Genomic DNA, 20716 nt, shown 5'->3' with positions numbered 1-20716 from the left:
CCCCTCTCGGGCCGTGACCATCTGTTGCCACGCACCCTGTGCCGGCGGTAACACCCGCCACACCCTTTGGACCGCAAGTTGCGTACGAAGGGCCCTCGGCATCGGCATCGCTGTCGGATCGGCCGTACCGTTCGAGTCCCTCGGCATGGACCCGATGGCGCGTCCCTTCGCCCGGTTCAGCGCTTGGCCGTCCTGGCGCGGACACTGCTGCCGGGTCGGCGCCGACCAACCGCGCCGCGCAAGCGCCGCCGGGAGCTGACCGGCCCGGCGCTGCGCGCGGTGCTCGCCCGAAGGCGCCGGGTCGGCTCACGCCGCCCGGCCCCGCCCCTACTCCCGAAAGCCGCGTGCCGGCCTGGCACACGCTTGCCCCACCCACTCGATCTCCCAGCGAAAAGAGGACGCACGGTGGATGCCACCCACGACGACTGGATACGCCGAGCGCAGACGCTCCAACTCCCTGGCCCGCACATCATCGACGGTGTCGAACACGAGACAGACGACACGTTCACCGTGGTCTCGCCGAGGGACGGCCGGCCGCTGGCCGACGTGGCCGATGGGGGAGCGGCGGAGATCAACGAGGCCGTCGCGGCGGCACGCCGGGCCTTCGACAGCGGGCCCTGGCCGCGGCTCGCACCCGCCGAACGCGGCCGGGTCTTGCTACGCATCGCCGACCTGATCCAGGCAGAGCGAGCGGACCTCGCTCTCACGGTGAGCCTGGAAATGGGAAAACCGATCACCGACGCCCACGACATCGAACTGCGCGCCCTCATCAACACCTTCCGCTGGTATGGACAGTTGACCGACAAGCTCGCCGACGAGTCCCCGCACACCGCACCCGATACCCTCGCCCTGGTCACCCGCGAGCCGGCAGGCGTCGTGGGTGCCGTCGTGCCCTGGAACTTTCCCCTAACGCTGGCAGGTTGGAAGGTTGCCCCCGCGCTTGCGGCCGGTTGCACGGTCGTCCTCAAGCCATCGGAGAACTCACCCCTGTCCGCCCTGCGCCTCGCCAAGATCGCCACTGCGGCCGGACTGCCGCACGGCGTCCTCAACGTCGTCAACGGCAGCGGACCGATCGCTGGACGAGCCCTTGGCCTACACCCCGACGTTGATGTCCTGGCCTTCACCGGCTCCACCGCCGTAGGCCGTCAATACCTGCGCTATGCCGCCGACTCCAACCTCAAACGCGTCTGGCTCGAACTGGGTGGCAAGTCCCCCAACATCATCCTTCCGGACGCTCCCGACGTGGAGAAGGCCGCCGCCACCGCCGCCTGGAGCATCTTCTTCAACCAGGGCGAGATGTGCACCGCACCCTCCCGGCTTCTCGTGCACTCCTCCATCGCCGAACGCGTCAGCGAGGTGATCGTCGAGCGGGCTCGCGCGCTGCGCGTCGGCGACCCACTCGATCCGTCGACCGAGATGGGCCCACTGGTCGGACAGGACCATCTCGACCGGGTGCTCGGACACATCCACGCCGCCGTAGACACCGGCGCACGGCTGCGCGTCGGGGGAGAACGCACCCTGCCGCAGACCGGCGGGGCGTATCTCCAGCCCACGGTCTTCGACCGCGTCGCCCCCAACGCCGCACTGGCGCGCGAGGAGGTCTTCGGACCGGTCTTGTCCATCTTCACCTTCGACGACCTCGACGAGGCGGTGGCCCTCGCCAACGCCACCGACTACGGCCTCGCCGCAGGTCTGTGGACCTCCAACCTGTCCACGGCACACCAGGTCTCACGGGCCCTGAGGGCCGGGACGGTCTGGGTCAACTGCTACGAGGAGGGTGACCTGACAGTGCCCTTCGGCGGCATGAAGCAGTCCGGCAACGGACGCGACAAGTCCGCCCACGCCTTGGAGAAGTACACCGAAGTGAAGACCACCTGGTTCCAGCTGTGACCCACTCTCACCGCCCCCTCATCGCCGTCCCGGCTCGTTTCTGTGCCACCACCTCGGCCCTGCGCTACGCCGCCGAGGTCAACGCCCGAGCACTGATCGAGGCGATCTGGCGGGCGGGCGGCGAACCCGCCACCATTCATCCGTACGCTCCTGCCGGCCGCTGCGATCCGGCACTGACCGCCGCCCGCCTCGCCCGCTTCGACGGCATCGTGCTCCCCGGCGGTGGAGACCTCTCACCGCACCGCTACGAGGCCGACCAGGCGCACGAAGCCGTGTACGACGTGGACCACGAGCAGGACGCGTTCGATCTCGAAGTCGCCCGCCAGGCACTGGCGATGGGCCTGCCACTGCTGGCGATCTGCCGCGGCTTGCAGGTGGTCAACACCGTGTTGGGCGGAACACTGCACCAGGACATGGGCGGTCCAGACCGCGAACACCGGCACATCAGGCATCCGGTCTCCCTCACCCCCGGCACTGCCATCGCGGCCATCGCCGGGGCCGACACCCTCCAGGCGTCCTGCTTTCACCACCAGCACGTCGCCCGGCTCGGCGAGGGACTTGTCGCCACCGCGCGAGCCATCGACGGCACGATCGAAGCGGTGGAGGCTACCGAAACCAGCGGATGGTTCTCGGCCGTGCAATGGCACCCCGAGGACACGGCGCGAGAAGACCCAGCCCAACAGCGCCTGTTCGACACCCTGGTGCGCGCCGCGTATGAGACCCGCTGAGGGCTACCGCGCATCGCGCAGCGGCGGCTCAGCCCTTGGCGCGCCGGCCGCTGCGCCGGGGCGCGGGCTCCGTTCCGTTCAGCAGTGACCTGCGGCGCTCCTCACCGTGCTGCTCCACCTGAAGGACCACGCGCCGCAGCCCGTCGGCGAGGCTTCGGCACTCCTCGTCACTCAACTGCGACGTCACGAACGCTTCCTCCTCGTTGAACTCGGGGAATACGCGCCGCATGAATTCCTCACCTTGCTTTGTGAGGCACAGCAGCACGAGCCGCCCATCGACGGGATGCGCGGCGCGACGAAGCAGCCCGCGCGATTGAAGGGTGCGGGAAACACCGGTCAACGTCCCCTTCGAGACGCCCGCCTCCTCCGCGACATGCCGGGTCTGCGACTCGCCCCCAACCCACACCACCCACAGCACAACGAACGCGGTCCAGGACAAGTCCGCGCCGCGTAGAACGGAGCTCTCCAGGTGCTGGCGTACGGTGGACGCGGCCCGGTAGATATTGGCCACGGCCACCATCTGCTCTCGCCGGACGGGTATGCCGCCTAGCTTGGCGTCCGCGAGCTTTTCCGCTTCTGTGATGGATCGCTGGCCGGGCAAGAGTGCTCCCTCAGTCGCCTGTACAGACCCGAACGGCCCTTCGGCGCGTCCGGTCGTTCGGGACCAAATTGTAGGGGCGAGATCTCGTTCGCCCGCCCTGGTACGCGATGCGTTCCTGCCCAGCGACGGCTATGCGATGGACAACTCGTCGGCGGTCCACCTGAGGTGCTCCAGTCGCGCCACTACAGGGAACAGCCCGAGTGCGTTGAGCTCCATCATGCCTTCGAGGGTATGACGCCATAGCGATATTGGCCTTAGACAAGACGACTTGGCAGTCATAACGTCAAGGGCATTCGTACCTGGAGATCACAGCGAGGGGTATCCACCATGGTCGTCAACAGTTCGAAATCCTCCGCCGCGTATCGATGGGAGCGGAGACATGCAAAGGGAGGCGGCACCACACGAACGACGCTTATGCGATTCGTTGCCGTATCGCTGGCCGCCGCTGCTGTCGGCGTCTACGCTCTGGACAGCGCAGATGCTAATACCCCGGAAAGAAGCCACGTCGAGGTCCTGGATCTCAAGATTCAAAACGATCAATACGCGGCTACTGACCTCGACCCAGCAGGGCCAAGCCTGGGTGATATGAGCGTCTACTCTGGCACCGCCATAAGGGACGGTCGCAGAGTCGGGCGTGGGGGTGGATCATGCCAGGTCGTGCATATCGATGGTGGAAAACTTACGACGCAGTGCCTGATCACAATAGAAATCGAACGTGGCTCTTTGACGATGCAGTCGCTCGCGGTGAAGGGAGCAAGCTCGGTCGATATGGCCATCACCGGCGGTACAGGGCTTTACCGTAATGCGCGGGGTACGACTCGCTACTGGGACATCGCAACGCCAAATGAGAGGTTGCGGGCCGAAATCCTACGCTGATAGGCGAAGCGCATGGGGACTGGGTGTGGAAGCCCCAGGGATAGGGGCGGCGCGTCCCTGACCCATGCGAACGCGAACCGGACGGCGGCGGCCGGGCGTCGCACCATCAGGATGTACATAGCCTTGAGGGATTGGCGCAAGGGCCTATCGCTCCGCGGCTCGTCGAACGACAATTTCGATGAAGACTGCGAAAACAGCGAAGACTGCGAAGACGGCGAAGACAGCGAGGGACAGGTTGAAGTCGGTCCGCATCCGTACGTGATCGGGGAGGCTGGCGATCCAGTCCGCGCGGCGTTCGTGGACGGCTGGCCGACAGGGTGCTGCGACCCAAGGGTTGAGGTCCGGGCGGCTGAGCAGAGGTCGCCAGGACGTGTCATTAGTCAACTCGTTCACCGCCGCCCGTCACCGCCTCCTGATGGGCGAGGAGGACCTTGGCGTCGGCAGCGTGCGGGCGCCCGCGAGTCGGGCGGCCCGGGCCAGCTGCTCGGTGACTGCGCCGGCGACCCGGACGTAGGCCCCGGCTGGCTCTTCGTGGCCAGCAGTGGCGGTACGGGATCGGCGATGGACTGTGCAGGCTTCGCCTAGCGTTCCGCTGCCTCCCACGGTTTGACCCCGAGCTTTCCGGTGGTTCCGAGGTCGAGGTTCACCGTCACCGTCACCGGGCCGGCACCGGCCTTCGCTCGTACTCGCACATGGGGCACGTTCACCGGCGTGCCGGACTCGGTGGTATTGCGCCACACCAGGCTGGCGGTCGCTGAATCGCCGGGCTTGAGCGTGATGGGGCGGGGCTCCTTGTCGGCCCCAGCGCCGGTGGTGATCTCGCGACTGCCGTCGAGGACCTTGACGCCGTTGACGGGCTTGAGGCCGTCGTCCAAGAGCTCCAACAGCGGGTAACCCTCGACGGTGTAGTCGCGCGTGCCGCAGTTGTCGAGATGCAGGCCCACGACGCGCAGTCCCATGGCCGCGTCGCCTTCGTCGGCGCTGACTTGGATTCCGGAGGCGGGGCACGTGCCTGGTTCGGCTGGTGCCTCGCTCGCGGGGACCTTGGTCACTTCGAGCACCTTGGCGTGCGTCACCCGCGGCGCGGCGGGCGGCAGCTGTCCCGCCTTGACCGTGCTCCGTACGGTCTTGCCGGGGCCGACGTCGCGCACGGTCGCGGTTTGGTTGACCACGGCCCCGCCGTCACCGCTCACGAAGGTGAAGACGACCGAGTAGGTCAAGGTCTCGGCTGCCTGGTTGGTGACCTCGTAGGCGGCAATGACCCCGGAGTCCGTGGCAAGGCTGTCGGCGGAGACAGAGCGGCTGCGGGTGGGCGAGGGAGAAGCGGATGGGAGGGTCAGCGCGGTGATTCGTACGCCGTCCTTGCCCGGATCGTCGACCTGCGTACGGGACGGCGATCCGGCCGCGCTGGCGCCGGCACTCCCGTCGCCAGCGCCTTCGGTCCCGCAGGCCGTGAGCAGCAGAGCGGTTACGGCGAGAGCTGACAGGAAGGGGGCGGTGCGGGCGAGAGCCGAACGCAGCGGGACAGGTCTGGGCATCCGATCATCTGATCAGGATGTGAACCCTACGCACGTGATGGAGGCCACAGCTCCGGTCACAGGCGTGTCACGATTTCGGGGTCGGGGTCGGGGGCGTGGTCGGTTGAGGTGTTTGGCTCCCTGAATCGTGGGCGCAACCCCTGCGGATTCCGCGAAGTCCCATGCTGTGCCCGCTCGTCGGCCCTGGCATCGGCGTGGCCGAGGCGCGTTCGTCGGCGAGGCGCTCGCTCCATCCGCACAAGGACTTTCACAGCGACGGCCAGTTCGATCGCTCGGCCTGTACCTCTGCTACCTCTGCCAGCTGCTTGGCCAACTGCCTTGCCTAATCAGCGAGTTCGTCCTTTTCTGGTGCTGGAAGTCGAACTGCTGGAACGAAGCACCGCATGGGGCGCCACCCCGTCAGGCAATTCAAGGCTGCCCACACCTGCCCGACCACCCTGCGCGCCCGCCAACTGGATACGGACAAAACAAAAACGGACCCTCCCCGCTCATCCACCTCAGCCCCGCAGAGATCAAACACCTGATCACCCGCCTCACCAGCCGTCGTCCCACCCCAGACGACCACATCCGCCACTGGTCGCATGGCACCGCAGACGACAACACCACGCCCGCATCAGCCACTACAAACGACGTACACGCAACCCAAGACAACCGACCACCCGGCACCACAAACACCGTCTCAGCACTAGATGGCATCTCATTTGGTAAGTCTGCGGTAGCAGATGAGGGTGCAGGCGATGCTGGCGAAGGCGAGGAAGCCGTCGGCTTTGCGTTCGTAGCGGTGATGCAGGCGTCGGCATCCGGCGAGCCAGGACATGGTGCGTTCGATGGTCTAGTGCTGGCGGCCGAGTCGTTGGGAGGTTTCGATGCCCCTGCGGGTGATGCGGTGCCGGATTCCTCGGGCGGATAACCAGCGCCGCAGGTGGTTGTGGTCATAGCCCTTGTAGGGGGTGGAGCTTGTGGAGCCTAAGCCGCCGGGGCCGCCGGCGGGAACGGATCGGCGGTATGCCCTTCACCTGCGGGATCAGTGCCTGCGTGTCGTGCGTGTTGGCGCCAGAGATGCCGATGGACAGGGGCAGTTCGGTCCGCTTCGTGATCAAGTGGATCTTTGACCCGTACTTACCCCGGTCTACCACTTTCGGGCCTGTCGGCTCCCCCTTTTCAGGGCCCGCATGTTGACCGAGTCGATCGCGCACCGGGACCAGTCCAGCTCGCCGCGGGATTCGAGTTCGTCGAGGACCAAGCGGTGGAGTTCGGCCCACACTCGGGCCTTCGTCCACTCGGTAAAGCGCCGGTGGGCCGTCGCGCCGGACGGCCCGAACGACGCGGTCGGCACCTGCTGCCACGTGCAACCCGAGGTCGCCACGAAGACGATTGCGGCCAGCACGGCACGGTCGCCATGCCGACGTCGGCCTCCACCCTGAGGACGCAACGGCGCCTCCGGAACCACCCGCTGGAACAGCTCCCATAACTCATCCGGCACCAGCCGCTCAACGATCCCCGCCACGACTGGCAGTTTACCCAGCCAAATGAGATGACGTCTTATGTGGGTACTATCGGCGCTACATATGTCCCCCCACATCGAGAGCTGAGGACTACATGTCCGTAAACCTTCCCGTCCCGAGTGTCACCGCAGACTATGCCCAGCGGGTGGCTGACGACCTGTCGGCGAACCGGGGCGAACAGGAACGCGTGCGTACCGAGTTGGCACGTTTGCAGGATGATCTCGTCCGCCTGGAGGAGAGCGAGCAGGTTCTGACACAGATGCAGAAGGTGCTCGGCGGTACATCCAAGCGGACAGCAAAGCAGAGCAAGAGCCGTAAGACGGCCGCCGTTCCCGCGGCCCGGCGTTCCAACGGCAAGGCAGCGGCGGGGAAGCAGGCTGCCGCCACCGGGCGTAAAGCCCCCAAGAAGGCAGCCTCGACAAAGAAGCCGGGTGAGCCGACCTGGCTGGAGCTGACTACGGCCTACCTGGGTGGACAGAGCGAGCCCAAGTCCGCAGCAGAGGTCTCGGATGCGCTGACTGAGGCACATCCTGAGCGCACGGTGCAGGTGACCGTAGTCAGGAACACGCTGGAGCAGGGCGTCGCGCAGGGACTGCTGGAACGTTCCAAGCAAGGACGCTCGGTCTTCTACAGCCTGGCCACGACTGCCACAGCCCCTTCCGACTCCTAGAAAAAAGTAACGGCCACCACCTCCGCGACAACGAAGGCTGGACCGACCCGGAACCAGGCCCCGGCTCAGCGGTCTCCCCGCTGTTCCCGCACCGACCGTCGCGCATCGAGGTCCTCCTTCCGAGGGCGCTCGCGACCGTCGCGGGCCGTCGCGACACGCACGCGGCGGTTGGGCCGCCCAAGGCGGAACCCGGTGCATCGCGATCGGCGTAACGGAGGTGGTGCTTTGCTCACGGTCCCGCGACGAACGGCGAGGCGGCAAGCACACGCAATCAAGGTAGTAACACGGAGAAAGACACGCCCGCGCCGCTGCGGCTGGTGCTGTCGGATGTGCCACCGGAAGCACTCCCGGCCCCGGCCGGGACCGCGTGAAGCCGTGGCGCCGCGTGCGGCTAACACCGATGTTCCAGTTGTCGGCGTACATGTGCACGTCCCCACCCGCGTACGGATGAACAGGGACAGTTGTTGACGCGTTGAGACCTGCTGCTCGGCACTCTTGTGCTTGGTCGGTGAAAGACGGCGGGAGGCTATGGGAGGAAGCCGGCGGTGGTCTCGGGTCCGCATCGATGGTTGGAACTGCGGCGCTTATGGAGTGTGTTGGAGTCCGGGGTGATCAGCTCGGCCGGAGGGGACGCTGGGCATCGTCTTCTGACCAGGGTTGGCAATGCAGGATCGGGCTCCCGGTCACATGGTGCGAGGAGTCGTCATCGGTGCGTCGTGGCGGTGAGCAGGTCCACTCCGAGGGGCGTACAGGAGTGCCAGACGGCTTTGCCGTCACGTGTAGTGCTGATGAGCCGGGCATCACGGAGTGCCTTGGCATGTTCAGACGCCGAGGATTTGCTGATGCCCAGTTCCCGCGCGAGGTCGCTGGTGGTGCATTGCCGGGCGAGTACTTCCAGGGCAGCGGCGCGGGTGCGTCCCAGCAGCACGGCCAATGAATCCGTCGCGGGCTGGTTGCCCAGTAGCGGGAACGGAACCATGGCGGGGTAGACCAGGACTTTCGCGGTATCGGGGCGCGCTGCCAGCAGTGGCCACCCGCGCCAGAACATCGATGGCAGCAGGACCAAGCCCTCACCGTCGAACACGACGTCACGATCGTAGGGGGCATCGAATTCCACCGTAGTGCCCAGCCAGCGCGCCCCGGGAGCGAGACTGGTGATGGCCGACTGGATGCCCTGCTCGGCCATGAGCCGCACTCGCCAGGCCCGTTCGGCATCGAATCCGTATATGAGGCGCTTCCAGTGTGGCCCTAGAAGACTTCCGTGAGCCGCGCTGATGGCCTGCAGCAGGACAGACCAAGCCTGTTGGTCCTGGTCAGCCAGACTGCGAATCCACAGAGACGGCGGCGAGGGTGCGCACACGCGCTGCAACTCAGAGCGGACGAAGCTGGCCGACGCCGCCCGCACCAGGTCGATACCTTCGTCCACCCCGCTGGTGAGGAAATCGAGAAACAGCGGGCCTCGGCCCGTCGATGTCACCAGTTCGAGCAGGGGACGCGCGCTGGGTGGGAGCGTCTCTGTCGCCTGCCGCTGCCATCTGCCGATCGAGGAAGGCAGGTCGGTCCGCTGCAGGGCCGCCAACGCCATGACCATCTCCATCAAGGGCGCCGGCTGGGCGGCGAAGGTCACGTGCAGCAGGTCCTCCGCAGTGCAATGCAAGCGCAGCATAAGAGTCGCTCCCCGTGTGCGAAGTCCCCTGGGACGGCCACTGTTCGGTCAGAACCGAAACCATGGCGGCTTGCTGTGGCCAGGTGTGAGCATGGCAGGCGTCGAGATGTCGTCGGCACTCGACTTCACGCCAAGAGCGGTGGCCGTGAGTTGATCTCCGAGCCGAAAGTACGGCGACCGTGGGGAACCCCTCGGCATCAGTACGTGCATCACCACGAAGCCGCGGCCCGGAGTGGAGAACGGGCAGGGAATTCGACACATCAGGCGACACGCCTACGCACCATCCGGCGGCACGTACCCGGTCCGAACCGTGTCCGACAGAACGGCCGTGCAAGACCCGAACTATCCGCAGCAGGGCTGGTGATAGCTCGTACCGGCCCAGGAAGGACAGTCAATGTCGATTCGCTCGAAGCTTGCCGGGCTCGCCGCAGGTATGACTCTCGCCGGCGGATGCCTCGTGTTCGCCCCGGCAGCCGAGGCGGAGTCAATGGACTCCGACCCGACCGCCACCTCAGCGCACACCTGCAACACCGGGTACTACTGCGTCTACTCGAACGCCAACTACGGGGGCAGCGAGTACCTCTTCGCGGATAACAACCCCAGCTGGAAGGCCTGGGCCATCGACGACAACGATTCCTCCTCCTGGAACGGCGGCACATCCGGTATGGGCGTCTACCTCTACCGGGACATCAACTACCGAACCCCACTGGGTTGTCTCCCCGACGGCAGGGGCTGGACCCAGCACAGGCCCAACGACAGTGGTTCGGGCAACAAGTGGACCAGGGACTGCTGAGCAGTACCGCAGGAAGTCCGACCCCACCGACGTTCGCACGGCCCTGGGCGCGGACCTGCGCTCGGGACCGTGCGAACTACACCCCAGGGAGGGCCCTGCAATGACCATCCGTCGCTGTCTGCGCCCGCACGCGGTGATCGTGTACGCCTTGGCTCTCCTGCTTTGGGCAACGGGTTGCACCTCGCAAGACGCCTCCTCTTCCCCTGCCTCAACCCCGTCACCTCTCAAGGGCTCGGAGCTCGCCAAGGTCCGAGGCAGCCTCACCGAGCAAAAGCGGCTGTTCCAGGCCGAACAAGAGCTCCGGGCCGCATGCATGGCACAGCGCGGTCAGGTCTACCGCCCCGCACGGTGGCACCGGCCGTCCCCACCGGACCCCACCCAGGACCCGCGGCGCGGAGACGATGTTGAGCTGCGTCGGCGCCATGGCTACGGAGCGGCCCCCTCCGAGGCCTCTCCCCAGGCGGGACGTGATCCCAACGCCGCTCATCTGCGCTCGCTCTCCAAGAGCCGTCAGCAGCGATACGGGCACGCGCTCTCCGGCACCCCCCAACACCGGATCAGCGTCCGCCTGCCGGACCGGAGCGTCGCGTTCATGAACGAGGACGGGTGCGTCGCGCGAACCGAGAAGCACCTGTACGGAGATCTCCGGACCTGGCTCAAGGCGCAGATGGTGGCCATCAATGTCGAGACAGAGGTCCTTCGGCTGGTCTCCGACGACAAGCGACTCCGCCACACTGAGGAACCGTGGCGGCGGTGCATGAGAGAGAGCGGGCACACCTACCGCACTCCCGAGGCGGCCCGAACTGCCGCCACCGCCGTCCGCGAGGAGACTGAGAAGAGCAAGAGCACACGCGGCAAGAACTCGAAGGTTCCCGAGGACATCGCCATCGCGGTCGCCGATGCCCAGTGCGACCGGCACGTCGGCCGGGCCAAGCTGGTGCGCTCACTCGATCACCACTACCGCGACCAGGTCGCCCGCACCCGCTCGGAAGAGATCGTCACCTATCGCACGCTACGCACCCGGGGCCTCATCTCCCTCGGGTCGGGACCACCGAGCTACTGAGGGGTTCGGGCTCACCGGACGCTGTTGGTTGAGAAGCCAGCATGGCGGTTCAACGGATGGACAACGTCGGCATCGTCGTCGAGGACCTGGACGGTGCGATCGCGTTCTTCGTGGAACTCGGTATGGAGCCGGAGGGCAGAGCGGAGGTCGAGGGCCCCTTTGCCGACCAGTGCACCGGGCTCGACGGCGTCCGCTGCGACGTCGCGATGGTCCGAACCCCGGACGGTCACAGCCGGCTTGAGCTGGCGAAATACGTAGCCCCGCCGTGATCAGCGCAGGGCCCCGCAACCGACCGCACAACATTGTGGGGACGCACCGCGTATGTTCGCCGTCGCGACGTCAAGGACACCGTTGCTCGCCTGCGCCCTCACGGTGCCGAACTCGTCGGCGAGATCGCCCGGTTCGAGAACAGCTATCTCCTCTGCTACCTCCGCGGACCGGCAGGCATCATCATCGGGCTGGCCGAGCAACTGCGCTGAGAACAAGAAGCTGAAGCATGCCGGCGACAGGGCGAGCCCCGATGCGGTTGGTCTCCTCGCACTCACCGTGCTCGCAGCGCACTGCGCGCGTGAGCCGGTCCTCGCTAACGCAGCTCGCGATCAGCTCTCCACCGGTGGCGTGGAGCGGCTCGCCTGGCGAAGGTGATCACGCAGCAGAGTGCGCAGCCTGACCAGGGGGACGGCAGCTCCCAAGGCCCTGAGGAACTCCGAGACCTCCCAAGTGATCAGTGCCCCTTGGCGGGAGAGGTAGAAGCCGACCCGGTCGATGCCGTACGCGTCGTCGTAGTCGAGTAAGAGGTACCCGGCCAGTTGCTGCACAGCGGTGCGATCGAGCTTGTGCGGACGGGTGGTGGCCTTGCAGTCGATCAGCAGGCCTCCAACGATGAAGTCAGCGTCGGCACCACCCAGATCGGCACTGCCGGTGAACACGGGGCCGCACACCCGCTGCTCCGCCGGCAAGCGCCTAAACGGCGCGAACGGCTCGTGTGCCAGTGCCACCTGTTCCGCGATGTCTTCCAGCACATACGCCGGCACCGCGGCAACCAGATTCTGCAAGGTCGTATCCGCTTGAGCCAGTGTGAGCAGGTTCCGGCGCCGGGCGAAGACGCCGCTGCGGTAGACCGCTTCGTAGAAGCCTGCCACGTGACACAGCCGAGTCAGTTCCTCCTCATCCAGGTGGAGTTCGCCTTCCACATGGGACTGAAGGCGAGCCAGTAGCTGGGTGCCGGCCGTATACAGCGCCGCCCGTACCTCAGGCGAGGGCGCACCTTCCAGCACGCGGGAAGCGCCAAGAAGGCGAACACCCATGGCGACCGCACTTCCAGGACCGTGCCCTAGGCCGAGCCGGAGGCGGTAGTCGATCGTATGACCAAGGGCTGAGTAGTGGGGACGTCGCTCATCCATGGGCTGTACGCTGGGCGGAAGTTCCCGAGACTGTCGCAGGTAGGAATCAAGCACCTGCTCCGTACGCGGCAGATGCCGGCTGAAGAACTTCGACATCGGCGAGCGCGGGTACTCAAGCTGCTTCGTCAACGGCAGCGCTCCCAACGGCACACCCTCCGGGGAGCTCGTCAGCGAGCCGCGCGAGGCCCCGCGGATCTGAGCCTCGGCCCACTCAAGCCCCGTCAGGTCCAAGACCTCCCGAGCGCGCGTTACCGCCACGTAGACCAGCCGCGCCTCCGCCGGCGACACCCCCCGGCGCCCAGTCTCACCAGGTGAGGGAGCGAACCCACCCCCGACCCGCACTCGCCGCCACTCGCGCCCCTTGGCTTTATGCACGGTGGACACCACCACCCGCGCGTCCTTCTCCTCAACCATCCGCCTGACGGCCGCGATGATCTGCTGCGGCCCGTAGGTGTCCACTATCTCCACGATCGCCTTCAGCTCCGCTGCGGCAGAGTCCTGCTCGGCGTACTCCTGCACCTCACCCCATGAGGAGAACAGAAACAGCTCATGGTGCGAGGTTCGCCGACCGGCCTGGAGATCGATCGCCGCCTCAGCGATCTTCATAAGCGGCTTACCGCCACCGACCAGCGCGACAGGCACGCCCTCCTCGAGGAAGCGCAGCACTTCAGCCAGCGCGTCAGCGTTCCCCCTGCACAACACCGCATCGGGAAACTCCACCCGCCCCAACCTAGAAGACCCGCCGGCTCGCCCGATCAGTCGCATCGTCGATGACGCAGCCCGCAACCACCGGTTCGCCACCTGTGCGATCGGTGGACCGAACCTGAACGACTCCGTCAGCTCAAGCTGCCGCCCCGGAAACCCACTCATGATGTCCTTGGCGTGCCGCCACTCATAGATCTGCTGCGCAGGATCTCCGACACACACCCGTTGGGCATCCTGTGCCAGGAAGATCTCCTCAAGGACCGGGTTGGTGTCCTGCGCCTCGTCCAGCAGCACAAAGTCCGCGGGCAAGCGCGGCCGTGTCAGCGCCCACATCTTCAGGTAGTGATCGTGCTGGAACGGCAGCTCTCCGTTGGGCGAACAGATGTCCTCCCATGCCCACCGGGCTCTCTTCAACAGCACTTCCGCCAGGTACTGCGCACCCAGATCGTCCAGCCCGTTCACCGGCCCGAGATGCCGCGCCGCCACCTGCTCATCGGTGCTGTAGCAAAAGCGTCGGACCATCTCCATGACGAGTCGCGCCTGCGTCGTCGCTCTCAGTCGTCTCGTACCCACCGCCAAGTCACGGTCTAACCCCAGTAACTGCGCGGTGTGCTTCAACGGCATGTACCGAGAGACATCGAGCCGGCCCTGGAACTCACGGCCAACTGCCCGATGGGCCAGCGAGTGCGAGGTCCGGCACTCCACGTTCCTCGCGAACCGGCCCCTGGCCTCGTCCGTGTTCTGACTGTTGAAGGCCACGTACAAACCCCGCCGACGCGTGGCCGACCCCATCATCACCAGCACCGCAGTCTTCCCTGTACCGGCGCCGGCCCTCAACGCCAGATCATGACCTGCGGCGAACGTCTCCCGGGCCTTTCCCTGCTCAGCCGTCGCCTTCAAAGCCACGCCACACGCCCTTCCACCCGCACTACGGTCTGTCATGCCGCGGCCCTGCCCGGCCGCGAACGACCAGCTTGGCGAGCCCCACTGGCACCCTGCCACCCCAATCCGCGTCCCGGCGGCGAAAACTCAAATAGATGTCCGATCAACCAACGTCAACTCGCCTTACGTAGAACGACAGTTCGACAACTTGCGCGCCGAGCACACGCCGAAAGCACCTGAAAGCCGGCGTGCGCTCTGCAGCCCAAGCGGCCAAGGGCGTACGTCACATGGCACCGCGTGATCGGGACCTGAAAGTAGGGACCCGCAGGACTAGCTGACCGATCGATGGAAGAGGTGGCTGTCAGTGCCCGCCGGGCAGTGGACCGCCGAGAATTCATACCGTGACTCGAAGGCCAAGCCGTCCGGTCCCCGGCCTGTGCGGACAGCAGGGGTGGCTGGGTGCCGCGGCGGGTCAGCTGCAGGAGCTGAACGGGGCCGAGGGCTGCGTGGGCAACCGCCGTACGGTGCCGTCTGCGAACTGCCGGCGCAGCCGGTGCAGTTCGGCGTGCTGAACCGCGAGCTGCGATAACGCCCGCTTGCGGAACTCCTTCAGCTCGGCGATCTCAGCGTCTCGGGCGGACACTCGGGCCCGCAGGGCAGAGTTGTCCTCCTTAAGTCGGGCGATCTGTCCGTCGCGGGGGGCGGGCATCGCTCCAGCGTGCTGCATCGCCTTGAGGCGCCGCTCGAACTGCTCGGCCAGGTGCTGGTAGGGGCCGCGCCGGTCGCCAGGGCGCCCCCTCGCGCAGATCGACCTCAGCCGACGTCCCGGCGCGCGAACCGCCACCAGGCCGCCGCCACGACGGGGAGCAGGTGAACAGACAGGGCGAGGAAGGCGGTGGTCGCTGTGGTGCCCTCCTGCATGGCCAGGCAGGCGGCCTCGCCGACACAGGTGGTTCGGTCCGTCTCCATCAGCAGACGCTCGTTGAGGACGGCGAACGTGATCCCGGGGAGCTGGTACTCAGCCAGTGCCGGGACGTAGTCCTGGACGATGCGGCCGGAGGCGACCAGATAGGCGAGGGCGATACCGAGGGCCGTGGTCGTGCGGCGGGTCAGCATGGCGAGGGAATAGCCCAGCAGCGCCACCAGGCCGACGAGGGCCGCGCCCCGCGCCCCGATGACGGCGAGCACCGTCCAATACCGCCCGTCCGCTTCGGCCAGGGACCCCTTGGAGCTGGCCACAGCCAGCAGGAGGGGCACGAAGAAGAACGAGGCCAAAACGGCGGTGGCGGTCGCGACCGCGGTGACGAGCAGGCCCCTGGCGAGGAAGAGACGGGTGCGCCGGGGCTCGGCCGCGGTGAGGGTGAGCATCACGCGGGACGACCAGTCGGCACCCCCGCTGAGGACACCGAGAACCAGGGCGGCCAGCGATAGCCCCGACAGCACGGCGCGCAGATCGACGAAGGACGCCTTCGTCATGAGGTAGCGGGGGTCGTCGAAGAACTCGCGAGGGGACAGGGTCTCGACCGAGCCCGCGGGCCGGGTCGCCGCTTCCTCCGCGTACGTACGGTAGGCCGCTTCTGCCGCCCGCCACGCCGCCGCCACATCGGTGTGATGACTGAGGAAGGTGGATACGGCAAGGGCCAAAAGGATCGCGGGGAGCGCCAGGAGGCCGTACCGAACGGACTTCGGACTCAGTACCCGGTGCAGTTCGGCCCGGACGAGGCGGCTTAGGGGCGGCGATGAGGGTTTCGCGATGAGAGGCATCAGCCGACGTCCGTTCGGGTGGAGCGCCACAGGGCCAATACGAGGACCGGCAGGAGATACAGGAGGACCCCGGCGAAGCCGTCGAAGGCGGTCAGGTCGACGTGGGTCGCCGCACAGCCGGGGCCCGAGATGCAGTTCGACTCCGCCATGGGGATGACGGGCTTCTCGTTGAGGACGGCGAAGGTGAGGCCGTCCATGTCGTACTCGGCCAGTCGTGGCCCCCGCCCCCCGAAGACCCGGCCCGCGCCGGCGAGATAGAGGAAGGCGATGGCGAGGGCGGCGGGGACGTGGCGCGTCAGTACGGCCAGGCTGTAGCCGAGGAGGGCCAGGAGGCCCACGAGCACGATGCCCCGCAGGAACTGGCTGACCAGCACCGCCCAGTACGCGGAGTCCAGGCCCTCCGTATTCCCCCGTAGATGAGCCGCGAGCAGCAGACACGGCACGAGCAACAGCCCGAACAGGGCGGTCGCCGCCATGGAGAGACTGCCGACCAGCACGCCGCGGGTGAGGAAGAGCCGGGCGCGCCCGGGTTCGGCGGCGGTGAGGGTGAGCATCACGCGCGAAGCCCAGTCGGCCCCGCCGCTGACGATCCCGAAGACCGTGGCCACCGCGCAGAGACCGAGCAGGACGGTGCGCAGGTCGCCGAAGGAGAGCGACTCCATCAGGTAGCGCGGGTCGTCGAAGAAGGAGTCCCGCCCGATGCTGCCGGTCGGCATGCCCGTACGAGCGGCCTGTTCGATGAACTCCTGGTAGCGCGCATCTGCTTCGCGCAGCGCCGGTCCGGTGTCGGGGCTGTGGGTGAACAGCTTCGACAGGCCGAAGGCCAGGACCAGCAGCGGCAGCGCGGCCGTGACACGGCGTACGGCGGGCGGGGCGGTCAGCCGGTGCAGCTCGGCCCGCACAAGGCGGCGCCAGGGCGGGGCGCCGAGGCCGCGCACCTGGTCAACGGCGTTCAAAGGGGCCGTCCTCCGCTGCGGCGTCGGCGGCCCGGACCGCCGCGACGTAGATGTCCTCCAGGGAGACGGACTCCACCAGCAGCTCGCGCGGATACACGTCCTGGGCGGTCAGCAGCCTCAGCACTTCGGGCGCGTGCGGGTGCGGCCGGGGGGCGGGCATCCGCAGCTCGTCGGTGCCGCGCGGGCCTGCGGCCCGGGTGAGGGTGTGGCCGTGCCGCTCCAGTACGGCGACGGCCTGCTCGGTGACCGTGTCGTGCACCCGCACCACCAGGTGCTCGGTCCCCCGGGAGATCAGCTCGGAGACCCCGGCGTCGCAGATGACGCGGCCGTTCCTGACGATGGTGACCCAGTCGCAGACCAGCTCGACCTCGGCCAGGATGTGGGAGGAGACGACCACGGTCATACCGCGCTCGTCGCGCAGTCTCTTCAGTAGCTCCCGCATGTCCCGCACGGCTTCTGGATCGAGCCCGTTCATGGGCTCGTCGAGGACGAGGAGTTCGGGATCGGAGATCAGGGCCCCGGCCACGCCGAGCCGCTGCTTCATGCCGAGGGAGTAACCGGAGTAGGCGCGCCGGGCGGCGTGCGCGATCCCGACCAGTTCCAGCGCGTCGGCCACCTCGGCGGGCCCCGCGCCGTGCAGCTCGCCGATCAGCCGGAGGTTGTGCTCGCCGGTCAACGAGGCGTTGAACGCCGGCCCCTCGATGAGCGCGCCCATGCGACCGGCGACGTACCGCTGGTCCTTGGGGAGCGCGTGGCCGAAGGCGTGAACACTGCCGCTGTCGGCCCGGACAAGGCCGAGGAGAGTTTTGAGGGCAGTGGTTTTGCCTGAGCCGTTCGGTCCCAGAAGCCCCACGACCGAACCCCGGGGAATGGACATAGAGAATCCGTCCAGGGCCTGCTGCCGACGTCCGCGCGCGGTGCGGAAGGACTTTCGGACGTCGTCGAAGCGGACGAGCGCGTCGGAGAGCCCGGTGTGTTCGGGCTTCTGCGTCACGCGGCTTTGCCGATCTTTCCGGTTTTGGGCTCGGGGAAGGTTATGGAGCAGTAGCCGGTCCTGTTCCCGGCTTCCCAGGAATCCTTTTTGAGCGGCACGAAGAGCAGTCCGATCATAGATCCCTTGTTCTTCGAAACGAGGGGGTCCAGTACGGGAGCGCAGAGGGTGCGCATGGCGTCCATGACGCCGCGATCACCGGGGAACGGGCTTCCCCCGCTTTTGGGAATCTTGGCCTCGGACAGAATCTCGAATCGGTGCGGCGTCGAGCAGTCCACCGTACCGACTTCCTGGTCCGAGCGGACATCTCCCTGGAAGTTGGAACACATGCCGACCTTGAGATCGGAATACGGGGTGGGAATTCCGTCCGGCAGATCACTCATCGCATCGCGGGAGTTCGCGGACTGCTCCGCCCCGGGAGCCGGGTCATCCGCTTCCCCCTCGGTTGTGGCGCAACCCGACAGCATCAGCGCCGTCAGGGCGACTGTGGCCAGCGGTGACGTGAGGTGATGGCGCATGCCTGGTTCGCCTTCTGGTGTGGGGAACGCGTGGTGCGGGTGAACTGCCACCCGCACCACGGTAATTGGTTCAAGCGGTCGGGGAGGCTAGCACTTGCGCGTACCGTAGTACGAGTCCCAGGTGTCGCCGTCGCTGCCGCCGTTGTTGTCCGCCCACCAGTCGACCAGGTCGCCGGCGATGTAGCGGACGTAGTGGTTCCCGGTGTCGTGCTTGTGGCCGGACGCCGCACTCGGAGCCTCGGCGCCCTTGCCGCTGTTGATGGTGATGGTGCTCCAGGTGCAGCGGGTGTCCGCCTGTGCCGTGGCTCCTTCGGTTGTGCCGGCCGTGCCGGAGCGTGACCGGGGCGGTTTCAGCACCTCGTTGTCCGGAGAGACGGCCGGTTGACCCCTGTTAGAGACTCAACTCGGCCTCATATGCTTGAGGTTGCGACCCAAGCGCCTGTTTCAGGAGGTTGTTGTGCCACCAGGCATCAAGTTCTGTTACACCTGCGACACCGACGAACCGCACCGTCCTCTCACTGAGAACGAGGAGGTCTGGCTCAAGGACCGCACGGGCCAGAAGAACGTGGATGGGTACTTCATGTGTGAGGCGCCGAGCTGCCGCAACGTACGCACTGGCTTCGACAAACGCCCCTTCGATCCTGTTATCCGCGTGCCCCTACCCGACTGACGCCCACCTCATCGGCGGCCGACGATTCCCGCGAGTAACCGACATGACTCTTCCGAGCTTCGCGCCGCGCTCCCAAAGGGCCGCCCCCATCACCGCTCGTATCCGAGGCGGGACACCTGCCGGGTCCTGACCGCCACCGGCTGTGTCCTCGCCGTGGTTACTGAGCGCGCCACCATCGCCGATCACTGAAGCGTCACAACGCACTTCCTGGAACTGCTCACCCACGAGCGCTTCAGCAGGTCGTGCTTGAAGACGCTGGGCAGTGCTTTGTCTTTCCAGTAATCCCCGCTCGCTCCCATCAACATGGCCCCCACCTCGTCACGGTCCGGACAACCGTCTGCCACGCGTCGTCAGCCACGTTCGCGAGTCCGACAGGAAGCCCGCTGCTTCACCCCTCGCGATTCCGGCCCGGCCGCGCTGCTTGAGAGCGCACGGCGCCAGGACGCGGATACCAGGGGCACCCCGTTCCGGTGAGGGCCGCGTAGCGGAACCGGCGCGGCTCGATCGAGCCTCACCGTGCTGGCGCAGTTGGTGCTGTCATGGCCGGCCCGGTCAGCCTTCGGTGCCACGGGTACCAGCAGGCGCGGACGCCCGGCGGAGTGCCGGGCGTCCGCGCCGCGATGGGTGCGCTCACCCGGTGTAGAACGAGTCGAGCATGCCGTCGAGCGCCTCCAGCGTGTCATCGCGGCTGCTGATGCCGTGTGCGGCGAGCAGGCCGATGCAGGAGGCGATGTAACCGCCGAGTTCGACGATGAGGTCGTAGAAGGCCTCCTCATCGTCGTGAAAGAGCCGGACCATGAACTTCGCGGTCTGTTCCATGCCGGCGGGACCGGTCAGCAGTGTCTTGAGCATCTCTACGAGCGGGGTGCTCGCGAAGCCCTGAGAGCCAGCCACCTTCTCGAACTCGGAGATGATGTCGGTCGTGTCGCGGTCGCCTTCCTGGGCCAGCCAGGCGGTCAGCCCCGCCGCCGCCACACCGGCACCGATCGCGAGCATGTTCACGTGTTCGGCGCCATCCGCCGCCAGGTCGGACTCGACTACCCGTATGACCACCTGGCACGCGGGGTGTTCTGCACGAAGCCGCGCCGTGTTCGCGGCCGGCTCCAGGGATGCGTGTACCAGGTCCATGACGGGGTCTTGGAGTGACGTCATGCGCCCATCTTCGTCCTTCGGTAAGGTCACTTGGAGCTGAATGCATGGTTCCGTTTCTGGCGCGGAGTAGCCCGGGCCTTCCAACAGCGGTAGTTGACGACGCTCACCGAGTGGACGACGCCGTGACGGCACAGGCGGTGCTCGGCCCGGACCGCATGTTGAGCCCGTGAGCCTTGCCGCCGCCCTGAACCGGGTCCAGGCTGGGTGCAGCCGTTCCGCACGAGGCGTGGGGCGGGTTCGAGCCCCACGGGCACGCGTCGCGCCGGCGGCGGGCGGCGCACCTATGCGCGCGATCGGCAACGAGCGCGGCCTGTGTCACTACACTGCGCCGTGGCGTCACAGGAC

19 protein-coding genes and 2 pseudogenes are annotated in these 20716 nt (G+C 67.0%); 8 read left to right on the top strand and 13 right to left on the bottom strand.

The genetic code is table 11. From position 1 onward, the window contains the following. Positions 1–405: 405 nt before the first annotated feature. Together FHS42_RS30465 and FHS42_RS30460 are read left to right on the top strand one after the other, a co-directional pair. Positions 406–1890 carry an aldehyde dehydrogenase gene (locus FHS42_RS30465; RefSeq protein ID WP_184578123.1) on the top strand — a complete coding sequence of 495 codons (1485 nt, stop codon included), beginning with the start codon at positions 406–408 and terminating at the stop codon, positions 1888–1890. Beyond that, the gene (locus FHS42_RS30460; protein ID WP_312867103.1) at positions 1887–2618 is read left to right on the top strand and encodes a gamma-glutamyl-gamma-aminobutyrate hydrolase family protein; all 732 of its coding nucleotides are present in this window, start codon (positions 1887–1889) and stop codon (positions 2616–2618) included. Before FHS42_RS30465 ends, FHS42_RS30460 begins: the two co-directional genes overlap by 4 nt. Positions 2619–2646: 28 nt before the next feature. Here the strand turns inward: FHS42_RS30460 and FHS42_RS30455 are convergent, their stop codons facing one another. Then, the gene (locus tag FHS42_RS30455) at positions 2647–3219 is read right to left on the bottom strand and encodes a MarR family winged helix-turn-helix transcriptional regulator (protein WP_184578120.1); all 573 of its coding nucleotides are present in this window, start codon (positions 3217–3219) and stop codon (positions 2647–2649) included. A gap of 327 nt (positions 3220–3546) precedes the next feature. On the opposite strand from FHS42_RS30455, the gene FHS42_RS30450 reads away from it, so the two are divergent. Then, on the top strand, positions 3547–4095 hold the full coding sequence (locus FHS42_RS30450) for an allene oxide cyclase barrel-like domain-containing protein (protein ID WP_221477011.1): 549 nt from the start codon (positions 3547–3549) through the stop codon (positions 4093–4095). A 144-nt stretch (positions 4096–4239) separates the two neighbouring features. On the opposite strand, the gene FHS42_RS30445 is transcribed toward FHS42_RS30450, so the two are convergent. The 3 genes and pseudogenes from FHS42_RS30445 to FHS42_RS30435 all read right to left on the bottom strand — a co-directional run bounded on the left by FHS42_RS30445 (position 4240) and on the right by FHS42_RS30435 (position 7131). After that, positions 4240–4488 (bottom strand): hypothetical protein, encoded by a 249-nt coding sequence (locus FHS42_RS30445; protein ID WP_184578102.1) that lies wholly within the window; start codon positions 4486–4488, stop codon positions 4240–4242. A gap of 188 nt (positions 4489–4676) precedes the next feature. Continuing rightward, positions 4677–5633, bottom strand: coding sequence for a DUF4232 domain-containing protein (locus tag FHS42_RS30440; RefSeq protein ID WP_184578098.1), 957 nt, complete (start codon positions 5631–5633; stop codon positions 4677–4679). 697 nt (positions 5634–6330) lie between these two features. Further along, a pseudogene (locus FHS42_RS30435) lies at positions 6331–7131 on the bottom strand (IS5 family transposase). A 101-nt stretch (positions 7132–7232) separates the two neighbouring features. Here FHS42_RS30435 and FHS42_RS30430 point away from each other — a divergent pair. Next, complete coding sequence (locus tag FHS42_RS30430) at positions 7233–7808, top strand: hypothetical protein (RefSeq protein WP_184578093.1); 576 nt, start codon at positions 7233–7235, stop codon at positions 7806–7808. A 703-nt stretch (positions 7809–8511) separates the two neighbouring features. On the opposite strand, the gene FHS42_RS30425 is transcribed toward FHS42_RS30430, so the two are convergent. Then, positions 8512–9474 (bottom strand): ArsR/SmtB family transcription factor, encoded by a 963-nt coding sequence (locus FHS42_RS30425; RefSeq protein ID WP_184578090.1) that lies wholly within the window; start codon positions 9472–9474, stop codon positions 8512–8514. A gap of 394 nt (positions 9475–9868) precedes the next feature. On the opposite strand from FHS42_RS30425, the gene FHS42_RS30420 reads away from it, so the two are divergent. The 3 genes and pseudogenes from FHS42_RS30420 (at position 9869) to FHS42_RS30410 (ending at position 11809) form a co-directional block, all read left to right on the top strand. After that, complete coding sequence (locus FHS42_RS30420) at positions 9869–10267, top strand: peptidase inhibitor family I36 protein (RefSeq protein ID WP_184578087.1); 399 nt, start codon at positions 9869–9871, stop codon at positions 10265–10267. 100 nt (positions 10268–10367) lie between these two features. Next, entirely contained in the window at positions 10368–11330 is a 963-nt protein-coding gene (locus tag FHS42_RS30415) for a hypothetical protein (RefSeq protein WP_184578084.1), read from the top strand. A 41-nt stretch (positions 11331–11371) separates the two neighbouring features. Then, positions 11372–11809: pseudogene (locus FHS42_RS30410) on the top strand (VOC family protein). Between the two features lie 120 nt (positions 11810–11929). Here FHS42_RS30410 and FHS42_RS30405 read toward each other — a convergent pair. The 7 genes from FHS42_RS30405 to FHS42_RS30375 form a co-directional block, all read right to left on the bottom strand. Beyond that, positions 11930–14344: a UvrD-helicase domain-containing protein gene (locus FHS42_RS30405; RefSeq protein ID WP_312867102.1), complete on the bottom strand. Its 2415-nt coding sequence runs from the start codon at positions 14342–14344 to the stop codon at positions 11930–11932. 448 nt (positions 14345–14792) lie between these two features. Next, on the bottom strand, positions 14793–15029 hold the full coding sequence (locus FHS42_RS30400) for a PilN family protein (RefSeq protein ID WP_184578078.1): 237 nt from the start codon (positions 15027–15029) through the stop codon (positions 14793–14795). 104 nt (positions 15030–15133) lie between these two features. After that, the gene (locus FHS42_RS30395) at positions 15134–16084 is read right to left on the bottom strand and encodes a hypothetical protein (RefSeq protein ID WP_184578075.1); all 951 of its coding nucleotides are present in this window, start codon (positions 16082–16084) and stop codon (positions 15134–15136) included. Next, positions 16084–17040, bottom strand: coding sequence for a hypothetical protein (locus FHS42_RS30390; RefSeq protein WP_184578072.1), 957 nt, complete (start codon positions 17038–17040; stop codon positions 16084–16086). Before FHS42_RS30390 ends, FHS42_RS30395 begins: the two co-directional genes overlap by 1 nt. Continuing rightward, positions 17027–18034 (bottom strand): ABC transporter ATP-binding protein, encoded by a 1008-nt coding sequence (locus tag FHS42_RS30385; RefSeq protein ID WP_184578070.1) that lies wholly within the window; start codon positions 18032–18034, stop codon positions 17027–17029. Before FHS42_RS30385 ends, FHS42_RS30390 begins: the two co-directional genes overlap by 14 nt. Then, the gene (locus tag FHS42_RS30380; RefSeq protein ID WP_184578068.1) at positions 18031–18549 is read right to left on the bottom strand and encodes a septum formation family protein; all 519 of its coding nucleotides are present in this window, start codon (positions 18547–18549) and stop codon (positions 18031–18033) included. Before FHS42_RS30380 ends, FHS42_RS30385 begins: the two co-directional genes overlap by 4 nt. Before the next feature lie 87 nt (positions 18550–18636). Then, on the bottom strand, positions 18637–18906 hold the full coding sequence (locus FHS42_RS30375) for a hypothetical protein (RefSeq protein WP_312867101.1): 270 nt from the start codon (positions 18904–18906) through the stop codon (positions 18637–18639). A 100-nt stretch (positions 18907–19006) separates the two neighbouring features. On the opposite strand from FHS42_RS30375, the gene FHS42_RS30370 reads away from it, so the two are divergent. After that, on the top strand, positions 19007–19219 hold the full coding sequence (locus tag FHS42_RS30370) for a hypothetical protein (RefSeq protein WP_184578066.1): 213 nt from the start codon (positions 19007–19009) through the stop codon (positions 19217–19219). A gap of 630 nt (positions 19220–19849) precedes the next feature. On the opposite strand, the gene FHS42_RS30365 is transcribed toward FHS42_RS30370, so the two are convergent. Next, positions 19850–20371, bottom strand: a complete 522-nt coding sequence (locus tag FHS42_RS30365; protein ID WP_184578064.1) for a hypothetical protein — start codon at positions 20369–20371, stop codon at positions 19850–19852. Positions 20372–20716 lie beyond the last annotated feature (345 nt).

This window comes from Streptomyces zagrosensis (genome assembly GCF_014203645.1).
GTDB lineage: Bacteria > Actinomycetota > Actinomycetes > Streptomycetales > Streptomycetaceae > Streptomyces > Streptomyces zagrosensis.
The sequence above is the reverse complement of the archived record's forward strand: the minus strand, read 5'-3'. Positions and strand labels throughout refer to the sequence as shown.